The 17,748-nt window shown below is 69.5% G+C and carries 17 protein-coding genes and 2 pseudogenes; 5 read left to right on the top strand and 14 right to left on the bottom strand.

All coding sequences use genetic code 11. The features are described 5' to 3' along the window. Positions 1-78: 78 nt before the first annotated feature. Together AC5W7N_RS13325 and AC5W7N_RS13320 are read right to left on the bottom strand one after the other, a co-directional pair. On the bottom strand, positions 79-708 hold the full coding sequence (locus tag AC5W7N_RS13325) for a GNAT family N-acetyltransferase (protein WP_280499556.1): 630 nt from the start codon (positions 706-708) through the stop codon (positions 79-81). 435 nt (positions 709-1,143) lie between these two features. After that, positions 1,144-2,985 carry a hypothetical protein gene (locus tag AC5W7N_RS13320; protein WP_495923860.1) on the bottom strand — a complete coding sequence of 614 codons (1,842 nt, stop codon included), beginning with the start codon at positions 2,983-2,985 and terminating at the stop codon, positions 1,144-1,146. 506 nt (positions 2,986-3,491) lie between these two features. Here AC5W7N_RS13320 and AC5W7N_RS13315 point away from each other — a divergent pair. Next, positions 3,492-4,010, top strand: coding sequence for a DUF4254 domain-containing protein (locus AC5W7N_RS13315; protein WP_195007088.1), 519 nt, complete (start codon positions 3,492-3,494; stop codon positions 4,008-4,010). A gap of 36 nt (positions 4,011-4,046) precedes the next feature. On the opposite strand, the gene AC5W7N_RS13310 is transcribed toward AC5W7N_RS13315, so the two are convergent. After that, complete coding sequence (locus AC5W7N_RS13310; RefSeq protein ID WP_280212735.1) at positions 4,047-4,940, bottom strand: hypothetical protein; 894 nt, start codon at positions 4,938-4,940, stop codon at positions 4,047-4,049. 26 nt (positions 4,941-4,966) lie between these two features. Further along, entirely contained in the window at positions 4,967-5,551 is a 585-nt protein-coding gene (locus tag AC5W7N_RS13305) for a TetR/AcrR family transcriptional regulator (protein ID WP_163810899.1), read from the bottom strand. 151 nt (positions 5,552-5,702) lie between these two features. Here AC5W7N_RS13305 and AC5W7N_RS13300 point away from each other — a divergent pair, with 151 nt between their 5' ends. Both AC5W7N_RS13300 and AC5W7N_RS13295 read left to right on the top strand, forming a co-directional pair. After that, positions 5,703-6,323: a DUF2867 domain-containing protein gene (locus tag AC5W7N_RS13300; protein ID WP_163810897.1), complete on the top strand. Its 621-nt coding sequence runs from the start codon at positions 5,703-5,705 to the stop codon at positions 6,321-6,323. Between the two features lie 106 nt (positions 6,324-6,429). Next, positions 6,430-7,182: an aminoglycoside adenylyltransferase domain-containing protein gene (locus AC5W7N_RS13295; protein WP_194992605.1), complete on the top strand. Its 753-nt coding sequence runs from the start codon at positions 6,430-6,432 to the stop codon at positions 7,180-7,182. Between the two features lie 74 nt (positions 7,183-7,256). Here the strand turns inward: AC5W7N_RS13295 and AC5W7N_RS13290 are convergent, their stop codons facing one another. The 9 genes and pseudogenes from AC5W7N_RS13290 to AC5W7N_RS13250 all read right to left on the bottom strand — a co-directional run. After that, entirely contained in the window at positions 7,257-7,745 is a 489-nt protein-coding gene (locus AC5W7N_RS13290) for a DnaJ family domain-containing protein (RefSeq protein ID WP_194992606.1), read from the bottom strand. A gap of 72 nt (positions 7,746-7,817) precedes the next feature. Further along, positions 7,818-8,470 (bottom strand): annotated as a pseudogene (locus AC5W7N_RS13285) (DUF8817 family protein). A gap of 109 nt (positions 8,471-8,579) precedes the next feature. Then, positions 8,580-9,161, bottom strand: coding sequence for a PadR family transcriptional regulator (locus AC5W7N_RS13280; protein WP_495923857.1), 582 nt, complete (start codon positions 9,159-9,161; stop codon positions 8,580-8,582). A gap of 201 nt (positions 9,162-9,362) precedes the next feature. After that, the gene (locus AC5W7N_RS13275) at positions 9,363-9,713 is read right to left on the bottom strand and encodes a hypothetical protein (RefSeq protein ID WP_163810890.1); all 351 of its coding nucleotides are present in this window, start codon (positions 9,711-9,713) and stop codon (positions 9,363-9,365) included. Positions 9,714-9,848: 135 nt separating this feature from the next. Then, positions 9,849-10,682: an alpha/beta fold hydrolase gene (locus tag AC5W7N_RS13270; RefSeq protein ID WP_495923856.1), complete on the bottom strand. Its 834-nt coding sequence runs from the start codon at positions 10,680-10,682 to the stop codon at positions 9,849-9,851. Between the two features lie 92 nt (positions 10,683-10,774). Beyond that, positions 10,775-12,325, bottom strand: coding sequence for an AIM24 family protein (locus AC5W7N_RS13265; protein ID WP_495923854.1), 1,551 nt, complete (start codon positions 12,323-12,325; stop codon positions 10,775-10,777). 116 nt (positions 12,326-12,441) lie between these two features. Next, positions 12,442-13,221, bottom strand: coding sequence for a glucosamine-6-phosphate deaminase (gene nagB, locus AC5W7N_RS13260; RefSeq protein WP_495923852.1), 780 nt, complete (start codon positions 13,219-13,221; stop codon positions 12,442-12,444). Beyond that, positions 13,209-14,444, bottom strand: a complete 1,236-nt coding sequence (locus AC5W7N_RS13255; RefSeq protein WP_495924109.1) for an N-acetylglucosamine-6-phosphate deacetylase — start codon at positions 14,442-14,444, stop codon at positions 13,209-13,211. The genes nagB and AC5W7N_RS13255 overlap by 13 nt, the downstream gene beginning before the upstream one ends. 337 nt (positions 14,445-14,781) lie before the next feature. Further along, a pseudogene (locus tag AC5W7N_RS13250) lies at positions 14,782-16,011 on the bottom strand (PTS transporter subunit EIIC); the annotation flags it as partial. Positions 16,012-16,232: 221 nt separating this feature from the next. Between AC5W7N_RS13250 and AC5W7N_RS13245 the strand changes: the two are divergent. Both AC5W7N_RS13245 and AC5W7N_RS13240 read left to right on the top strand, forming a co-directional pair. Continuing rightward, a complete protein-coding gene (locus AC5W7N_RS13245) occupies positions 16,233-16,463 on the top strand; it encodes a PTS sugar transporter subunit IIB (protein ID WP_495923851.1) in 231 nt (76 codons plus the stop codon). After that, positions 16,460-16,930: a PTS sugar transporter subunit IIA gene (locus AC5W7N_RS13240; protein WP_163810878.1), complete on the top strand. Its 471-nt coding sequence runs from the start codon at positions 16,460-16,462 to the stop codon at positions 16,928-16,930. Before AC5W7N_RS13245 ends, AC5W7N_RS13240 begins: the two co-directional genes overlap by 4 nt. Before the next feature lie 75 nt (positions 16,931-17,005). On the opposite strand, the gene AC5W7N_RS13235 is transcribed toward AC5W7N_RS13240, so the two are convergent. Continuing rightward, positions 17,006-17,737 (bottom strand): GntR family transcriptional regulator, encoded by a 732-nt coding sequence (locus AC5W7N_RS13235; protein ID WP_495923849.1) that lies wholly within the window; start codon positions 17,735-17,737, stop codon positions 17,006-17,008. Between the last annotated feature and the right edge of the window lie 11 nt (positions 17,738-17,748).

Here is a 17,748-nt window from a genome sequence, read left to right as displayed (position 1 = left end):
AAACCCCTGGAAAACCCCCTTGTTTACGCAGGCGAACCCCTCGCCCGCCGTGCTGTCAGCCGCGCACGCGCGCGTCGATCAGACCTTCGCCCCCGCGGGCGGTATCGTCACGACATTCATCAGCGGGCCGTCGCGACCGATCGTCGTCTCACCGATTCGGCGGCCGCCGAGCCCCTCGTAGAAGCCGACATTCTCGTCTTTGCAGATGCCGCACACCGGCACGCCTTCCCGGCCGGCTCGCTCGCACAGCCATTCCATCAGCGCGGTGCCGACGCCCATCCCCTGGGCGGCGGGATCGCAGCCGAGGTAGACCACGAAATAGTGCGGCTCGCGCGGTGCGACCCGCTCCAGCGCGGCGTCGACGGCCATGCCGCGGGTGGTGGCCGAGCCCATGGCCCACAGGAATTGCGGCCCGGATACCGCTTCCCGCCACCGGCTCTTCCGATATCCCGGCGGATACCAGAGAACCGCTCCGACGATCGCACCGTCACGCACCGCGACTTGCGCGCCACCGGCGGGGAGGAAACGGTATTTCACCATCACTCTGAGCATCCGCGGCGCATTCCGTCGCCGCACGGCCTCCGAGGGGAAGACGAACTCCTCGATCGGATCGTCGTGCTCGAAGGCATCGGCGACGACTCGGATGATCTCATCGATATCACCCGCGGTTGCCGGCCGAAGGACGATCCCGGCGGACTGATCCAACACTGTCCCTTAATATTTCGCACTCTGCCCATCGGCGCTGACGGACGCTACTCGCCAGTACGTTACCCGATTCGATGGCCACTTACTCCCCGGGAGGCTGTGGTGAAGAACAGCTCGGCAGGGAGTTGATTCGTTAGATCACATAGCTTAAGGTAGCGAATCCTGCACGCTCCGAAGCGTTTTCGATGTACCACATTCTGTAAACCATGTTCCCAAAAATGGGAACACCTCCCACTTCCATGCTCGCTGCCGTTCACGTAGGACGGAGTCGCGTCTTAGCTATATCGTTTGATGCGCATATGAACGTATCCGCACGTAGTCTGGATCTGGATGCACCACGAACCTGTATGCCATCGATGCCGCTGACGGATGATTCGGCGTCGGCCACCGCGATGGCACCGTCACCTCTCCCTGAACACCCACCCGTCCCCACGCGGGTCAGTTGTCGTAGGACGCCACGCCGACCGGGCCCGAGGCGATACACAGCTCGAGACCGGGAGTCCGCGCGGCGATCCGCAGCTCCGCACCGCTGCCGATCACGCGGACGAACACGGTGTGCAGCCCCTTCCGCACCGGAACCGCGACCTGGTCACCGTATTCGAACCCGAGGGCGACGGTGCCGTCGCGACCGGCAAGATAGTTCAGCTGCACGGTCCATTCGTGCGCGAGCATCGGACCGTCGAGTGGCAACCGCACGGATTGACCGCCCTGTACGCGGTAGCCGCATCCCGGCGCGGGGCCGGGACGGATGCCGCGGTTCCACCAGACCTGGGCATCGACGATATCGCCGGTATCGGTGATCATCCGCAGACGCGGAGTCGAGTCGGCGAAGGTGGTGGGACCGGCGATGGACGAGAGCACGCGACTGGCCAGATTCTGCGGATACGCCGTCGGATTCAGCACGGTCCACGGCACCTCCTGCTCGAGCAGCGGTGCGTCCAGATCGCCGAGTTCCGCGGCCACGGTCGTGAGATAGCGCTCGGTGGTGTCGTCGGACCAGGACCGCACGTACGTGACGGTGGAGCAGAGGCTGCTCACGACGAACGCCGCCACCAGCCCCACCAGCACCGCGGCCGGCGGCCGGCCCACCTGCCCGGGCTCGCGCGGTCGCGCCGCCACCAGCAGCGCGCCCGCCGCGGTGAGCACAACCGCGGTATCGGCCAGATAGCGCAGCGATGACATGAGCTCGTCGACGCTGTTGGGCCCACCGCGCGCCACCGCCACCGGCACCAGAGCCACGGCGAGATACCCCACCACCAGCAGCCAGACCGCCATCGTGCGCGGCCGCGCCCGGATCGACCACCCCACCGACGCCGCCAGCGCGGCCCACGACACCGCGACCACCGCCGCGGACGGTGTCGCCCACGGCGCCGCCGGCACCCACCGCTCCCAGCTCCACGGCCCGCCGATCAGCGTCGGCACCAGTCCGCGCGACGTGACAGCGCGCAGCAGGCCGGGAACATCACCCGATTCGGTGCGGGTGTACGCGATATCGACGACGGCGAGGTAGGCGACCAGCCAGCAGCCGAGCACCAGCGCCGCACCGATCCACAGCGGTGCGCCGCGGCGCATCACCGCACGCACCGCACCCCGCTCCCCCACCACATAGCGCGCCAGCACCGCGACGGCGAACGCCACGAACGGCACGAACGCGGACTTCTCGAAGAACAACAGGGCCACCGCGACCACCGCCACCCCGCTCACCGCGTACCGGCGCCGGCCGGTGCGCACCAGCAGCACCGCATCGGCGATCACCCAGGCCAGCGCGAACTGCAAGGGCAGGGCGTTGAGGGCGGCCGCCCACCAGGAAAACGCGGGCACCGTCACCGGACAGAACAGGTAGAAGATCAACGGCACCAGCACTATCCGCCGCGGACCGAGCAGCACCACAAGCATCCGCACCACCGCGATCGACGCCGCGGCCTGCATCACGAGCATGGTGACCACCGGACCCGCCCACGACAGCGGCGCGATCGCGGTGACCAGCCAGGCGGTGGCGAACGCGGCCGGCATGAAGTGCCCGTCGTGGTCGTAGAACAACAACTCCGGCGACCACAGCGGCCTGCTGCCCGCGCGCCCGACGAGGATCAGATCATCCCAATAGAAGTACCCCGACCCGGCCACCCATCCGCGCACCACCAGTTGCGCGATGACCAGCGCGGCCGCCGCGCTCAGCACCGCAGGCCAACGAGCCGCCGGAAACTTCCAGGTAGAGCCCCTTTCCCGGGCCGGCGGCACCCGCTCGGCGGGCTCCAGCAGGGCGGCCGGGGCGGTATCCATGGCACCCCAGGGTAGCGGCGCCCGACGGCACCAGCAGCCGCGAGCAGGGTCGAGATGCAAAAGTGCGATCGCAATTCGCTGATTGCGCAGCGGGACCGGGCAGCGACGACGATAATCTTGCTGTGGGACAGACTCTCCGAGAACTCGATCCACATCCAACGTCCACGGTGACGCGCGGCAGCCGGTTACGGCCCGGCAGCCGTCCTCCTCGTCGCGCGCCGGGACCACTGCCCTCGGAGAGTCGCGTCACCCGGCCCCCAGCCGACCGCGCGGCGGCATCTCGACGCGGGCCGAGGTCCCACTCCCCCGAGATCACCCGACATTGATCGGCCGAACGGAACTGGCTTCCGCCCGCTGAGGCGGCCTGCGCCGTGGACGGCCACCGCGAACCGAAAGGCTCCCACCGTGACACCCTGGTCCACATCACGCCCCTGCGCACCGGCCGCGACACCGCGCGGCCGAACGGGTCCGAGTGCGGGAGGGCGCTAGGCGGAGGCGGGCCAGCGATGCGACGACAGCACTCGACCACCGGAACGACCGACAACGACCTCCCCTGGGCAGCCGGCTTCGACACCGGCCGCCTGCCGACCGCACAGGATCTCATCGACGCCCTCGACCAGACCGACGCCGCAGGCACTTCGGCCGATCGCCATCCCGTGACCCGCTGCGCACGGTACCTGGCGACCCTGCACCCCTACACCGCGCCGGAGGACAACGCCGATTCCGCGGCAACGCGGGACTCGCTGATCCACGCGATCGACGTGTGGACCGAAAACCATGTGCCGCAACATCGCAGGGGCACGGTGCTGCACACCGAAACCCTCGGCACCGTGGTGGACCGGATCGTGGCCGCCTATATGCACGTTCGGCATCTGAAGGCGAAGGGCTCAGCGCATCGTCCCGGCGTCGACGACGCCGAACGCCGGCTCGCGCAACTGGTGGAGAGCTACACCGGCCTGGTGCAGGAGGTGTCGGCAGGGCTGCGGCGGCTACCCACCCATGCGGCGGGCATCGAGGGCGACTGAGTCCGGCGCAAGTCACCGCCGCGCCGCCGGCGGTAGTCACTCGCCGGATTCGTGATCGGCGAGTGCCTGCTCGGCTCGCTCGACGCGCCGCCGGGCACGCTCGAGTTCGGTGGCGGCCGTGCGGGCAGCCTCGCGGGCCGCGCGTTCGGCGGTACGGGCGAAACGATGCTGCTCCTCGGCCGCGGTCAGTTCCGCGCGCAGACGAGTGACCAGTTCGTCGGCCTCGCGCAGGCGCCGCTCGGCGTCGGCCGCGTCGCGTTCGGCCGAATCCTGCTCCGCGCGAGCCGATTCGGCGGTGCGTCGTGCCTCGTCCAGCTCGTTCTCGGCAGCCTTGCGTTGCTCGGCCGCACGGTCGGCTCGGCGTCGTCCGCGCGCCCCGTGGCGGGCTGCGGTGCGAGCGCGGTCCCGACGGCCCGTACCGGTGTCCGCATCGGGCACCGCGGTCAGCGCGGGAGCCGCGTCACCGAATCCTTCGTAGGTGGCCGCTGTGGCCAGGGTGCCGTCGCGAACCTGGTCGGCCACTTCGGGATCGGCCAGGGCGGCGGTCAAGGTGGTGGCGACCTCACGCAGCACCGGTTCGCCGACGGGCCGGTCGTGCTCGGCGGCCAGCTCGCCCGCGCGCCGGGCCAGCGCGGTGACCACCTGCTGGCGTTGCCTGGTCAGTGCCCGCAGGTCAGCGCCGGACAATTCGCGCTGGGCCTCGCGCAGGGCCTCGCCGAGCCGCAGCAGCGCGTCGACCTCGTCGGGAGCCGCGCGGGCCAGCAGATTCACCGTCCACGCGGCGACGGTCGGTTTGCGCAGTTCGGCCACCGCGGCAGCGAGATCGCTGTCGCCCGCTCGTTTGGCCTGTGCGGCCCGGTCCTTGCGTGCCGCGACGAATTCGCCCGGGTCGAGTCCGTACAGTTCGGCCGCGATCTCGCTGAGCCCCATGCCCCGAGCCTAGCCAGCCGACCGGGCTATCCGGTCTCGGTCGCGTCGGTGTCGTGCTCGGTACGCAGCAGGAACGCCGAGGCGCGGTCGAGGACCTGCTCCCGGGTGCGCCCCTCGTGTTCGGCGGCGATCATGTAGGTGCCGACCGCCAGACTGAAGGCCAACAGGCTGCGGGCTTCGACCTCGTCGGGGTCGGAACAGAAGGTGCTCAGCAGTTCTCGCAGATAGCCGATGCGATAGTTGTCGACGCGGCGCAGCCGCTCGGCCACGCCGGCGTCGCGCCTGGCCCAATCGCGCACGGCGAGATCGATCGGGCGCAGCCGGTCGTCGGAGAAGGTGAGCACACCGGCACGCCTGGCTTTGGCGCGCGCGTCGCCGCCCTCGCGTTCGACCCGCTCCCGGACGTCGAAGGTGGCCTCGTGCTCCCAGGTGTCGAGCATCTCTTCGAGCAGGGCGTTGCGGTCGGCGAAATGGCCGTAGAACCCGCCTTTGGTGACGCCGAGCGCCTGCGCGAGCGCCTCGACGCGGACGGCGTCCGGCCCGCCGGAGGCGAGCGCACGCAGGCCCTGCTCGATCCAGCTGGTCCTCGGGGTTCGGGTGACGGCGACCATAGCCTCAGTATCGCCGACGCCGTTGACAACGTGGGCGGCACCGCTACGATCAACGTATACGGCACCGTATATTTGAGTATCGCTGCCGACCCACCGATTTGCCGGCACCGGCCGCGTGCGGATCCGGCCACTGAAGGATGGAGACTCGACGATGCGGCTCCCGCGCAGCGCACACACCGCCCGGCCCTGGCGGATCCACGAGGTGGCCCCCGATTTCACCGTCGAGGACGTGTGGGCGCTGCCCACTCCCGGCGGGCCCGGCGATTTCGACCGTCTGGTCAGCACGATCGCCGCGCCCGACCGTGCGCATGGCGAGTCACCAGCACTGATCTATCGGGTACTGTTCGCGATCCGCTGGAAGCTCGGCGCCCTGCTCGGCTGGGACCGCGACGATTCCGGTGTCGGCGCCCGCGTCCCCAGCCTGCGCGACCGCCTCCCCGCCGACCTGCGCGACGGGGCGCGCGGTCCCGCCTTCGATTCGGTGCCCTTCCAGTCGGTCTATCGCACCGACGACGAATGGGCCGCCGAGATGGCCAACCGGACCGTGCACGCCCTCATGCACATCGGCTGGGTCCCCGACGACAACGGCGGCTATCGCGGTCAGATGGCGGTCATGGTCAAACCCAACGGCTTCTTCGGCCGCGCCTACATGGCGGCGATCCTGCCGTTCCGGTACGTCCTGGTCTATCCGGCGCTCATGCGCATGTTCGCCCGCGGATGGGAGCGCAGCAGCATGGTCGCCGGCGGTCACCCGCCCGCGTCCAGTACGTAGCTCACTGCGGCACACAACAATTCACCGTCGCACGCGCAAGCGCATGCACTGTGCTCGGCGAGAAATCCGCTGGATCGGCCGGATTCGCTCTGGTAGCCATGACCTGGTGACGCTCCCCGATGCCACCCTCGCCCGTGCGGCCGCCACCCGGCTCGCCGAATCATGCTCGACCATCATCGGCGCCGCGGCCAGATCGGTGATTCTGCACGGCTCGCTGGCCACCGGGGAGTTCCGGCCGCATCGCAGTGATATCGATCTGCTGGTGGTCAGCGACACCCAGCTGACCGAGGCGATGCGCACCGCATTGGAGACGGCGGTACGCCGGGCCGATAAGGGGCCGGCGAGCGGCATCGATCTGCACGTCGTGCTCTCCGAGGTCGCCGGCGCACCCACTCGGACGCCGCCCGCTCAACTGCACGTGGGCCGCTATGACGGGTCCGGCCTCGGTGTCGAGGTGCAGCCGTCGGTGGCGGCAGATCCCGACCTGCCCGCCGAACTGTCGATGGCCCGGCAGGACGGCGTCGCCCTGGTCGGCGAGCCGCCGCAGGCGGTGATCGGCGCGGTACCGCCAGAGTGGATCCTCGAGCGGGGCCGCTACTGGCTGCGGACGTGGCGCACCCGCCCCGACGACGCCGAGAGCGCCGCGCTGATGGTGCTCACCGCCTGCCGCATATGGTATTTCGCCGAGACGGCGCGTCATATCGGCAAAGCCGCGGCCGCTCGATGGGCGCTCGAACGCGATCCCGCGGCGACCGCCGTGCACCAAGCGCTTCGGCAGTATCTGGACGATCCCACGGTGTCGATCGACCCACAGGGCATTGCCGGCATCCTGGACATCGTGCTGGACAAGACCGGGTGAAGGTCCAGCCCGAGAACAACCGGAACTGCTCACGCCGCGAACCATGAGCGCCCGGCTTCATCCTCGCCGGTGACTCAACGCCGGCGCTGCCACCACCGCCGCCGGCCGGACGTTCGTGGGCCGGATTCATCCATCCGGCGAGCCCGCGCCGGTGGCGTTGGCGTGCGTTCGGCCCGCCACCGGTCGAGCACGGCGTCGGCGTCGACCGGGGCGATCGGCACATGCGGCGGGGTGGGCATGCGTATCCAGCGCACGATGCGCTGGTTCAGTTCGGAGACCGCCGTACGCACCTCTCGTTCGGTCTCGAATTCCCGCACGGTCTCGCGGATCTGCTCGATCTCGCGGCGCAGCACCAGCGATTCCGGCAGCATGCCGTCCGCGCGGACACCCTCGCGGCGCAGATAGTCGCGCAGCCACCAGTTCTCGTCCACTCCGGTGCCCGCACCGGGAATCGGTCGACCCGCACCGGCCAGGTTCGCGAACTCACCGCGTTCGGTGGCTTCACGCACCTGTTTGTCGATCCAGGACTCGAAGGTCAGATCGGGCGGCTTGCGCTCGGTCATGCCCCGATACTACGGAATCGTCGGTCGCCCGATCGGCGGTCCGGCACACCGGTTGGTCCGTTCCGGCGTCGGTCAGGGCTGCGGGGTAGCGCGCAGGCCGAGCTCGATGTCGTCGAGGGCGGCCAGCGATTCGGTGAGCGCGCCGCGGTCGGCCTCGGTGAGCGGGATCGCCCGGGCCCGGGTCAGCGCGGCGACGGCTGCCGCGGTGTCGTCGGCCCGGATCGCGAGTTCGGCGCGGTAGGCCAGGGCCTCGACCAGTTCTGCGGCCGTCGCGGTGGCCCTGTCCCGTTCCAGCGCCGCGTCCAGGATCTGGGCCGCTCGCACATGTTTGCCATGGGAATCACCCATGACGACCGCGCGGGCCAGGGTCATCGACAGTTTCCCGCCGGCGGCCCGCTCGGCCTCGGGTGCGGCGACGATCCTGATCCAGTTGCCGCCGGGATCGATGACGGTGAAGCCGGAATGGTTGTCGGCGTTCTTGCGCTTGCGCGGCCGCGTCATCCGCGGGATACCGGAGACCAGCAGTTTGCCGTGCACCGCCCGCATACCCGCGGCGAAGGCATCGAACAGATCCCTGGTATCGGGCACGATCACCAGGCAGGTCCCGTAGGAATCCGCGGGATCGAAATCCGGCATACCGAAGAAGTCAGCCGCATATCCTCGCGCGCGAGCGACACGTACGGGTTCGGCCGGGTCTGGTAGTAGGTGCGGGTGAAGCCGAGCATCGTGTAGAACTCGGCCATCTCGTCGATCGACCGGCAGGGCAGCAGCGGCACGGTGATCTCATCGGCCATGATGTGTCCTTGTCGCGATGAGGGGAATTGGCGTGGGCCGCTAGCGGCTCGGTCGCACCGGCGTCTCGCCGGCCATGGTGAAATCGCCGTTCTCCAGCCGGCGGATCAGTCGCCGGGTCCATCCGGCGCCGGCGTCGGCCGTCGACAGCCACAAGGCGATGACCTCGCCTACCGGCCCCCAGCTGTCGAGGTCGGTATCGGGTGGCAGGTGTTCGGTGATGCTGCGGCGCCACTCGTCCATCGCGGCGGCGCGCCGGTGCAGCATCTCCAGGGCTTCGCCGCGGGGCAGGTCGTCGATCAGGCCGACGGCGGCGCCGAGCACGTCCAGGCCGGGCTCGCGGTCCGACAGGGCTCGGCGCAGCAGCGCGAAGTACTCACGCTCGCCGTCGGCGGTCAGCTCGTATTCGATCCGCGGCGGTCCCCCGGCCTCCGAGGCCGCGCTCTCGTGCACGGTCAGCAGTTGCTTGGCGGCCATGCTCTTGAGCGCGTGATACACCGAACCCGAAGTGGCTGTCGACCATTCGTGCGCGCCCCAGGACTCGAGATCCGCGCGAATCTGATATCCGTGCGCGCGCCCCCTTCGGCGTAGCGCACCGAGGGCCATTAGCTGAACAGGCTTCACCGCACACCTCCTGAAATGACTAGCCAAATTTGGCTAATAGAGTCCAGCGTAACGCCGGATTCGGCATTAGCCAAATTTGGCTAGTTCTGGAGACATGGCGCGACGGGCCGATATCGGGAAACAAAGCCGCTGAACCAGGACGCCAGGCGGGTGTCGTACAGCAGGCCCGCCGCTCCGCGAGAACGCGGTGGGTGACCCTTCTCAGGCGGCGGCCGCTGTCGCCAACAGGCGCAGGACCTCGTCCGGGTTCGCGACATCGACGACCAGACGGGTGAAGTCGGCGCCGGCGAGATCGATGCGGACGCCGCGGCCGTCGAAGGCGGTGTCCCAGAACTCCTTGCGGCCCTTACCGCGGAAGGTGCCCGCCGCGATCACGCCGGGGAAGAAGGTGCCGGGCGCGCGGACCCAGGGCGGGCGGCGGTCGATTTCGGCGGGAGCTACCGCGGTGACCGAGGCCAGATCGAACCGGATCTGGTCGCGCAGCGACAGCAGGCGATGCGCTCCGAGCACATGAACCGTCACCGTGGTACCTGTGACCTCGAGCTCGACCATCGTGCACCTCCACTATCACCGAGAGTGTCTGCTCGGTTCAGGATGCCGGTCACGCCTGGTCGTAGCCTGTGGCAAAGCTATGAGTTCTCTCAGGTTTGCTGATCCGCCCCGGTCACCGCGAGGGTGAGTGCTCAGTCACCGCCGCTGTCGGGGCGCCGGGTTCCGGTCGACGAAATCGACGACGTCGTCGACGAAATCCGGATGGGTCAACACGCCCATGTGACTGGTGCCCGGATACAGGATGAGCCGCCCGCCGGGGATGCCGTCGGCGGTGCGCCGGAAGGTCGCGGCGCTATAGGAGGCGTCGCGTTCACCGCCGATGATCAACGTCGGCACGGTGATCTCGCCGAGGCGTGCGGTGACATCGAATCCGTCTTCGGCGAGCAGGAAGCGATAGGTGTCGGCGGGCACCTCCGGACGCATCATCGGATCCAGCAACCACATCGCGGCCCCGGCCAGTCGCGCTCCCACCGGATTCCCGACGCTGACCACCGCCAGGTGATGCAGCCCCCGCCTACCCGCCAGCACCGCCTCCGCGTAGCGCCGCTGCCCGATCCGCAGCGCCGGATCCAGCCGGCACGCCGCCGACGCGACGATCAGCGTGCGCACCACCTCGGGATGGTCGGCGGCCAGTTGCAGGGCGATCGAACCACCGGACGACACCCCGAGCACATCGACCGGCCCGCCGAACTCGGTGCGCAACGCGTCGGCGTGTTCGGCGGCGAGATCGGCCATGGTGGCACCGGCGGGCGTTCCCGGCGCCCGGCCCACGGCGTACGCCCGGAAATGGCGAGCCAACCCGGACAGCTTCTTCAGTTCCGATGAGCGCATCCACCCCGTCGGGTTGGCGTGGTCGGGAGTGAACCAGCGCAGGAAGACTAGCGGTTGCCCGCTGCCGAACGCGAGGTAGGGCATTCCGTGCCGCAGCACACCCTCGGTCACCGCGACCTGCTCACCGCGTCTGCCCATCACCGCTCCCATCGTCGAACCGCCAACGGTCTCGACGCTAATCGCGGCCGGTCGTGATGGCGATGACCTCGGAGGTCATACGCGCCCGGCGGTCAGCCGAGCAGCCCGCCGAACATGCCACCGCTGTGCCCGGCTTCCTGGCCGCCGCCGGTACCGCCGAGCAGCCCGCCCGGCGGCAGTTCCGAGGGCTGCACGATGACGAATCCGCGGCCGGAGAACGCCAGTGTCGTGCCCTCGCCGGTGCTGCGGCCCATGAGCCGGCCGAGGCCGAAGGAATCGTTGCGTTTGATGCCGGTCTGCAGGCTCGACGACCACGCGACCGCGGCCTGCGGGTCGGCGTAGGTCGGCTGGTCGACGTTGAGCACCACCGGCGCCCCGTGACTGGTGATGGCGATCCGGCCGCGTCCGGTGAATACGCAGTTGAACAGTCCGGCGTTGCTTGCCACGCCCGCGGCGCCCTGCACCCGGCCGATGTTGTAGGTCAGGGTCGAGTCGAAGGCCAGCACATTGGCGCCGTTGATGGTGAGGCCGTCGGTGCCGTCGAGATCGATGGTGTGCACGTCGGCGGCGCTGTTGGCCAGGAACAGGTCGCCGCGCCCCGTCACCTTCATCAGCGGCACACCTTCACCGGTGAGTCGCTGCTGGATGGCGCGTCCGATGCCGCCGGAACCGAGCGCCTGGAACTGCAACTCCCCCTGGTAGGCCACCATCGACCCGGCCCGCGCCATGACCTCACCGTTGACGGCGACCTTGATCATCTTGCCGCCCTGTTTCTGGATACCGACACCGGAAACCTCGGCGTGGCGCGGATCGAACAGATCGCTGTGCATCGGCAGCGCTCCTTGCTGGGACGAGAACGTGGACGGAACCGGATGGGCGGTGGGCGGCTGCTGAGCAGGCGCCGAATAGGGCTGCGGCTCAGCGGGATACGCGGGCGCCGGCAGATACGACGGCGCGGGTGGGTAGGGCGGCGCGGGCTGGTGCGGGTGCGCGGTGGGCGGCTGACCACCCGGATAGGGCGCAGCGGGCGGGTAGGCAGGCGCGGGTGGATACGGCTGCGCGACCACGGTCGGGTCGGTGCGCGACGGCGCGACCATCGTCTGGTCGGTCCGCGGGCCGGCGCTCGGAGCCGGCGCGGGGGCGGGCGCGTCGTCGACGTTCACGCCGAAGGCGGTCGCGATGCCCGCCAGGCCGTTGTCGTAGCCCTGGCCGACCGCGCGAACCTTCCAGCCGCCACCGCGGCGATAGATCTCCACGCACACCACGGCCGATTCGGTGGTCAGCCCGGAGACCGGGAACGTGAGGGTGCCCGCATCGGAGGCGATGGTCGCGACCAGCGAACCGGCGGCAGCGAAGGTGGCCGGGCCGGATCCGTCCAGACTGGCGGTGACGACGACGCGGTCGACGTCGGCGGGCAGCGCACTGGTCTGCACATCGACCATATCGCCCGCGCCGCGGCCGTGCCGGTAGACGACGCCGGGGCCGACGGGCTGATTGAAGAAGACGAAGTCGCCGTCGGCACGGACCTTGCCGTCCGTGCCGAGCAGCAGCGCCGAGACGTCGACCGGCGTCGAGCAGCTCACGGTCACCGTCATCCGATCCGCCGGCGCCGGACGGTTCTCACCCCGCGCGAGCGCGTTCACCGCCGATCACCTCGATCACGGCCGCGCCCTGCGAATGACATGCGTTTCACGGCGTCGAGTGTGCCGCGCCCGGGCTGCATCCGCCACTTCCGGTCCGGCGGCCCGCGCCGAGCTCCTCAGAAGCTCTGCCAGCTCGGCTTGTGTTCGAGGGCGTAGCGGTAGTAATCGGCCAGACGCAACGCGCCCGCGGCGGCCTCGTCGATGACCACCGTGACGTGGCGATGCCACTGCATGATCGAGGCCGGGCAGAACGCGGTCAGCGGGCCCTCCACCGCGGCCGCGATGGCGTCGGCCTTCCGTGCGCCGACGGCGATCATCACCAGATGGCGTGCCTCGCCGATCGTGCCGAGCCCCTGGGTCAGCACATGTCGTGGCACCGCGTCGGCGCCGTCGAAGAAGCGCGCGTTATCGCGGCGGGTCTGGGCGGTCAGGGTTTTGACCCGGGTGCGTGAGGTCAGCGCGGAGCTGGGTTCGTTGAACCCGATATGGCCGTCGGTGCCGATGCCGAGCAGCTGCACATCGACGCCTCCGCAGGCGGCGATGGCGGCGTCGTAGCGTTGCGCTTCGGCCCCGGTATCGGCGGCTTCCCCGTCCGGACCGAACACGCGCGCCGGATCGAGGTTCACGTGGTCGGTGAACTCGGCGCGGACCACCGAGCAATAGGACTGCGGATGATCTTTCGGCAGACCGACGTATTCGTCGAGCAGGAAGGCGGTGCACGCCGAGAAATCCAGGCCGTGCTCGCGATGACGCCGGACGAGTTCACGGTAGCTGCTCAGCGGCGAGGATCCGGTGGCGAGACCGAGGGTCGCCGCACCGCGGCGCACATAGCCTTCGACGATATCGGCAACCGTCGTCGCGACCTGCTGTTCGTCGTCGCGGATCACGATTTCCATGCGGTTCCTTCCGTCTCGGCCCGAACGCCCGCGGTGTAGACGTGGCGCACGCGCACAGTGGGGTCGGTGACGATCACGTCGGCGCGGTAGCCGGGGGCGAGTACGCCGCGTTCGTGCTCGAGGCCGAGCACCGTCGCCGGAGTGCGGGTGGCCGCAGCCACGGCATCCGCCAGTGGCACACCGGCCGCGTCGACGGTGTGGCGCACCACGTCGAGCAGCCGCATGGTGCCGCCGGCGATCGGGCCCGCGGCGTCCTCGGCGACGACCACCCGCGCCACCGCCTGCTCCACGCGCACCCGCAATGGGCCGAGCCGGTAATCACCGTCGCCCATCCCCGCCGCGGCCATCGCATCGCTGACCAGAGCGATCCGGTCGGGGCCGACGGTGTCGAAGACCATGGCGACGGTGTCCGGGGCCAGGTGCACGCCGTCGGCGATCAGTTCGACGACGAGCTCGCCGCGTGCGGCAGCGGCCAGGAAGGCGGCCGCCGGTCCCGGCGCCCGATGGTGCAGTGGCGGCATCCCATTGAACAGGTGCGTCGCGGTCAGCGGCGCGCCGGCGGCGTCGGCGATGCGGGCAGCGGTGGTGGCCGCGTCGGCATCGGTGTGGCCGAGGCTCGGCAGCACATGGTGCTCGCGCATGGCGGCGAGCAGCCCGGTGAAGTTCGACGTTTCCGGGGCGACGGTCATCGAGCGGACAGTACCGCGCGCGGCCAGACAGATCCGCTCGAACAGTTCCGGGTCGCCCGGAATGATCGCGGCCGGATCCTGTGCGCCGCACCGGGCCCGGCTCAGAAACGGGCCCTCCAGATGAATGCCGAGCAACTCGCCGCGCTCCACCAAGTCGGCCAGGACCGCTGCCTGCCGCAGCAGATCCGCCGGCGGGGCGGACACCAGACTGCCCAGCAGCGCGGTGGTTCCGTGCGCACGATGGTGGGCCACCGCACGGCGCGCTCCGCCCGCATCGGAGTCGGGGAATCCGGCACCGGCGCCCCCGTGACAGTGCAGATCGATCAGGCCGGGCAACAGGATCGAGTCGCCGGGCGGCGGTAACGGGGTGCGACCCGGATACGCTGCCGCCGGCCCCACCCAGGAGATCCGCGCACCGTCGATCGCGACGACGCCGTCGGCGATATCGCTGCCCCCGGCTGCGGCCACCGCGCCGACCACCCTCCCGCGCAACAGGGTCGGCGAGCCACCACGGGCCGCGCCACCGACGCTCAGCACCGCCCGCACGCTCCCGCCGATGACCGCGACACGGGCGCTCCGGCCACCATGACGGGGCAGGCGGTCGTCGTCCCGGCGCCGGCAGCGGGTTCGGTCATGATCACCGATCTTCGCCCTTCCTCGGGTTATCGGCGTCGATCCGCGCCTCCGACGGCGCGTCCTCGGCAGGCTCCACCGTCTCGCTCCTGCCGGTCCGGATCTGCGCGGTGCCGGTCCCGACCTCCGCCCCGCGCGTGTCGCTGTCCGCGGCGCCGGACTCGCCTTCAGCCGGCGCATCGGTCTCGGTGGCGCGTGGCTCGCGCGTCGCACCGGGCAGACGTTGATCCGATCCGGTTCCTGCGCCGCGGATTTCGGCATCGGTATCGGCTTCGCGGCCAGGGGTGCGCAGGTTCCATTTCTTGATCACGAAGCTGAACAGCAGGTAGTAGAGCACCGCGTAGCCGAGGCCGATGGGGATCAGCAGCCAGGCGTCGGTGGCCTTGCCGAAGTTCAGGGCGTAGTCGATGAATCCTGCCGAGAAGGTGAAGCCGTCGTGGATGCCGAGAGCGTTGACCAGCGCGTGCGAGGTACCGGTCAGGATCGCGTGCACCACATACAGCGGCCACGCCACGAACATGAAGGAGAATTCCAGCGGTTCGGTGATCCCGGTGAGGAACGCCGTCAGCGCGGTGGAGAGCATGATCCCGCCGACGAGCTTGCGTTGCGAGGGGCGCGCGTTGCGCCAGATGGCCAGGGCCGCCGCGGGTAGTGCGAACATCATGATCGGGAAGAAGCCGGTCATGAAGGTGCCTGCGGTCGGATCGCCGGCGAAGAAGCGGTTGAGGTCACCGCGCACGATCTGACCCTGCGCGTTCTCGTAGTCGCCGATCAAGAACCACACGGTCGTATTGAGGATGTGGTGCAGTCCGGTCGGAATCAGCAACCGGTTGGCGGTGCCGTAGATCCCGCCGCCCACCACGGAGTTCTCCGCGACGGTCTCGCCGACCCAGGTGAGCCCCGCATTGAAGAGCGGGTAGGCGAAGGCCATGAGCACGCCGATCGCCAGACCGGTGACGGCGGTGAGGATCGGCACCAACCGCCGTCCGTTGAAGAACCCGAGGTAGTCGGGCAGCTTGGTGCGATAGAACCGCTGCCACAGCAGCGCCGAGAGCACACCCATCACGATGCCGGCGAGCACGCCGTAATCGATCATCGCCTGGCCGCCCTTCGGATCGGTCTCCCCCTCGAGCACGATCGGTGACATCGCCTCGAAGACGCCGTCGACCACCATGTAGCCGACGACGGCGGCCAGCGCGGTCGAGCCGTCGGATTTCCGCGCCCATCCGATGGCGATACCGACCGCGAAAATCAATGGCAGCCACGTGAATACGGCCTGCCCGGCGGCCGAGACGACGCTGGCGGCGCTGTCGAGTGCCGAGAACCGGCCCAGCAGATCGTCCTGGCCGAGTCGCAACAGGATGCCCGCGGCGGGCAGCACCGCGATCGGCAACATGAGACTGCGTCCGAGGCGCTGCCAACCGGCGAGTGCCGCCGATTCCTTGTTCGGGCTGTCTACGACCGTCATCTCGACCTTCTTCGTCGCCGGAACGCGGCGCTACGCCGTGCTGGAGCCACCGGAGGCACGCTCGCGGATCCGGCGGAAACTGGGGCGGGCCGGGCGTCCGACGGGTAATGTCCGGTCATAACCAGTTGTCAGTTTGACCAGGTAGTGGCCCGATGTCAATCGGTCCTTATGATCCAGGTAACACCCGGCGCCGGCACGGGAAAGCCAACGAGGGAGAACACATGTCCACAGCGGACGCCATCATCAGCGGCCTCGGCGGCGCCGACAATATCGTCGAGATCGAAGCCTGCATCACCCGGCTGCGCACCGAGGTCAAGGACGGCAGCCTGGTGGACGAGGCGGCGCTCACAGCGGCCGGCGCGCACGGCGTGTTCAGGTCCGGTTCGGTCGTGCAGGTCGTGGTGGGGCCGGTGGCCGATACGCTGGCCGAAGACATCGAGGACCTGCTGTGACGGTACGGGTCCTGGCCCCACTTCCCGGGCGGGTCCTCGCCCTTGCCGACGTGCCCGATCCGGTGTTCGCCGGTCAGCTGGTCGGCTCGGGTGTGGCCATCGACCCGGCCCGTGATCGCGGCGCCCTCGACGTCCGTGCGCCGATCGCGGGCACGATCGTGAAACTGCATCCGCACGCGTTCATCGTCCTCGGTGCCGACGGTGCCGGAGTGCTCACGCACCTGGGGATCGACACGGTGAAGCTCGCGGGGGCCGGGTTCGCCCTGCTCGCCGCGGAAGGCGATCACGTCGACGCCGGCACACCGATCGTGCGATTCGATCCGACCGAGATCGACGGCACCGGATATTCGGCCCTCTGCCCGATCGTGGTGATGGATTCGGCGCGGGATTCCGTCGACCCCGGCACCCTCGGGACTCAGGTGGACACCGGTGCGACGCTGTTCGATTGGACCCCCGAACCGCGCTGACGCACCGCGGCGGAGGCCTGCGGCCCGGGTCGGCCACCGTCGCACCCGGTTGCCGTGCGGCACCCCCCTGAACGGTCAGGTGCGCTCCTGTCCGACCTCCATCTGCAACCGGTAGCGATCCGAGCGGTACCAGCTCTGCGTGTGCTCGACCGCGGCCCCAGCGCTGAACGATGTGCGGTCGAAATGCAGCACCGGCGCATTCCTTTTCACACCGAGCAGTGCGGCGATGCCCGCGTCGGCGGCGGTGGCGTCGACGGTCTGGGTGGCGCGTTCGATCGGGCGTCCGTAGCGGTCGGCGCAGGTCTGATAAATGGAGGCGGTCAGATCCACCTCGATCAACCCCGGCAGCAGCTCGGCATGGAACCAGCCGTCGTCCACGCTCACCGGTTCGCCGTCGGCCAGGCGCAGCCGCTTGATGTGATAGCCGCGCGCACCCTCGCCCAGGCCGAGTGCCCGCGCCGAAGCCTCGGGCACCGCATCTTCCTCGGCGATCAGGACCACCGTCGTCGGGTGGTGTCCCTGGGCGCGCATCTCCTCGGTGAACGACGCCAGATGCAGCCGCGACTGGACGGGCCGATGCGCGACGAAGGTCCCCTTGCCGCGCACCCGTATCAGATGACCTTCGTTGACCAGCTGGCCGATCGCCTCGCGCACGGTGATCCGGCTGACGCCGTAGTCCTGCATCAGATTGCGTTCACTGGTCAGCAGATCGCCCGGCTGCAGTTCGCGGGTGCACTTGTGCAGCAGGATGGCACGCAGCTGTTCATGTTTGGGAATCGCGCTGTCACGCAGCGGCACAGGCATCACAGCGGCTCCTT

The sequence above is a fragment of the Nocardia sp. CDC519 genome (genome assembly GCF_059509835.1).
Note: the sequence above shows the minus strand (reverse complement) of the source record. Positions and strands in the feature narration are given on the sequence as shown.

Coding starts and splice junctions, on each gene's coding strand:
- AC5W7N_RS13300 (WP_163810897.1), top strand. CDS start 5,703: ATGCGGCTCCCGCGCAGCGCACACACCGCCCGGCCCTGGCGGATCCAC.
- AC5W7N_RS13275 (WP_163810890.1), bottom strand. CDS start 9,713: ATGGTCGAGCTCGAGGTCACAGGTACCACGGTGACGGTTCATGTGCTC.
- AC5W7N_RS13245 (WP_495923851.1), top strand. CDS start 16,233: ATGTCCACAGCGGACGCCATCATCAGCGGCCTCGGCGGCGCCGACAAT.
- AC5W7N_RS13270 (WP_495923856.1), bottom strand. CDS start 10,682: ATGGGCAGACGCGGTGAGCAGGTCGCGGTGACCGAGGGTGTGCTGCGG.
- AC5W7N_RS13320 (WP_495923860.1), bottom strand. CDS start 2,985: ATGGATACCGCCCCGGCCGCCCTGCTGGAGCCCGCCGAGCGGGTGCCG.
- AC5W7N_RS13310 (WP_280212735.1), bottom strand. CDS start 4,940: ATGGGGCTCAGCGAGATCGCGGCCGAACTGTACGGACTCGACCCGGGC.
- AC5W7N_RS13290 (WP_194992606.1), bottom strand. CDS start 7,745: ATGACCGAGCGCAAGCCGCCCGATCTGACCTTCGAGTCCTGGATCGAC.
- AC5W7N_RS13305 (WP_163810899.1), bottom strand. CDS start 5,551: ATGGTCGCCGTCACCCGAACCCCGAGGACCAGCTGGATCGAGCAGGGC.
- nagB (WP_495923852.1), bottom strand. CDS start 13,221: ATGGAAATCGTGATCCGCGACGACGAACAGCAGGTCGCGACGACGGTT.
- AC5W7N_RS13315 (WP_195007088.1), top strand. CDS start 3,492: ATGCGACGACAGCACTCGACCACCGGAACGACCGACAACGACCTCCCC.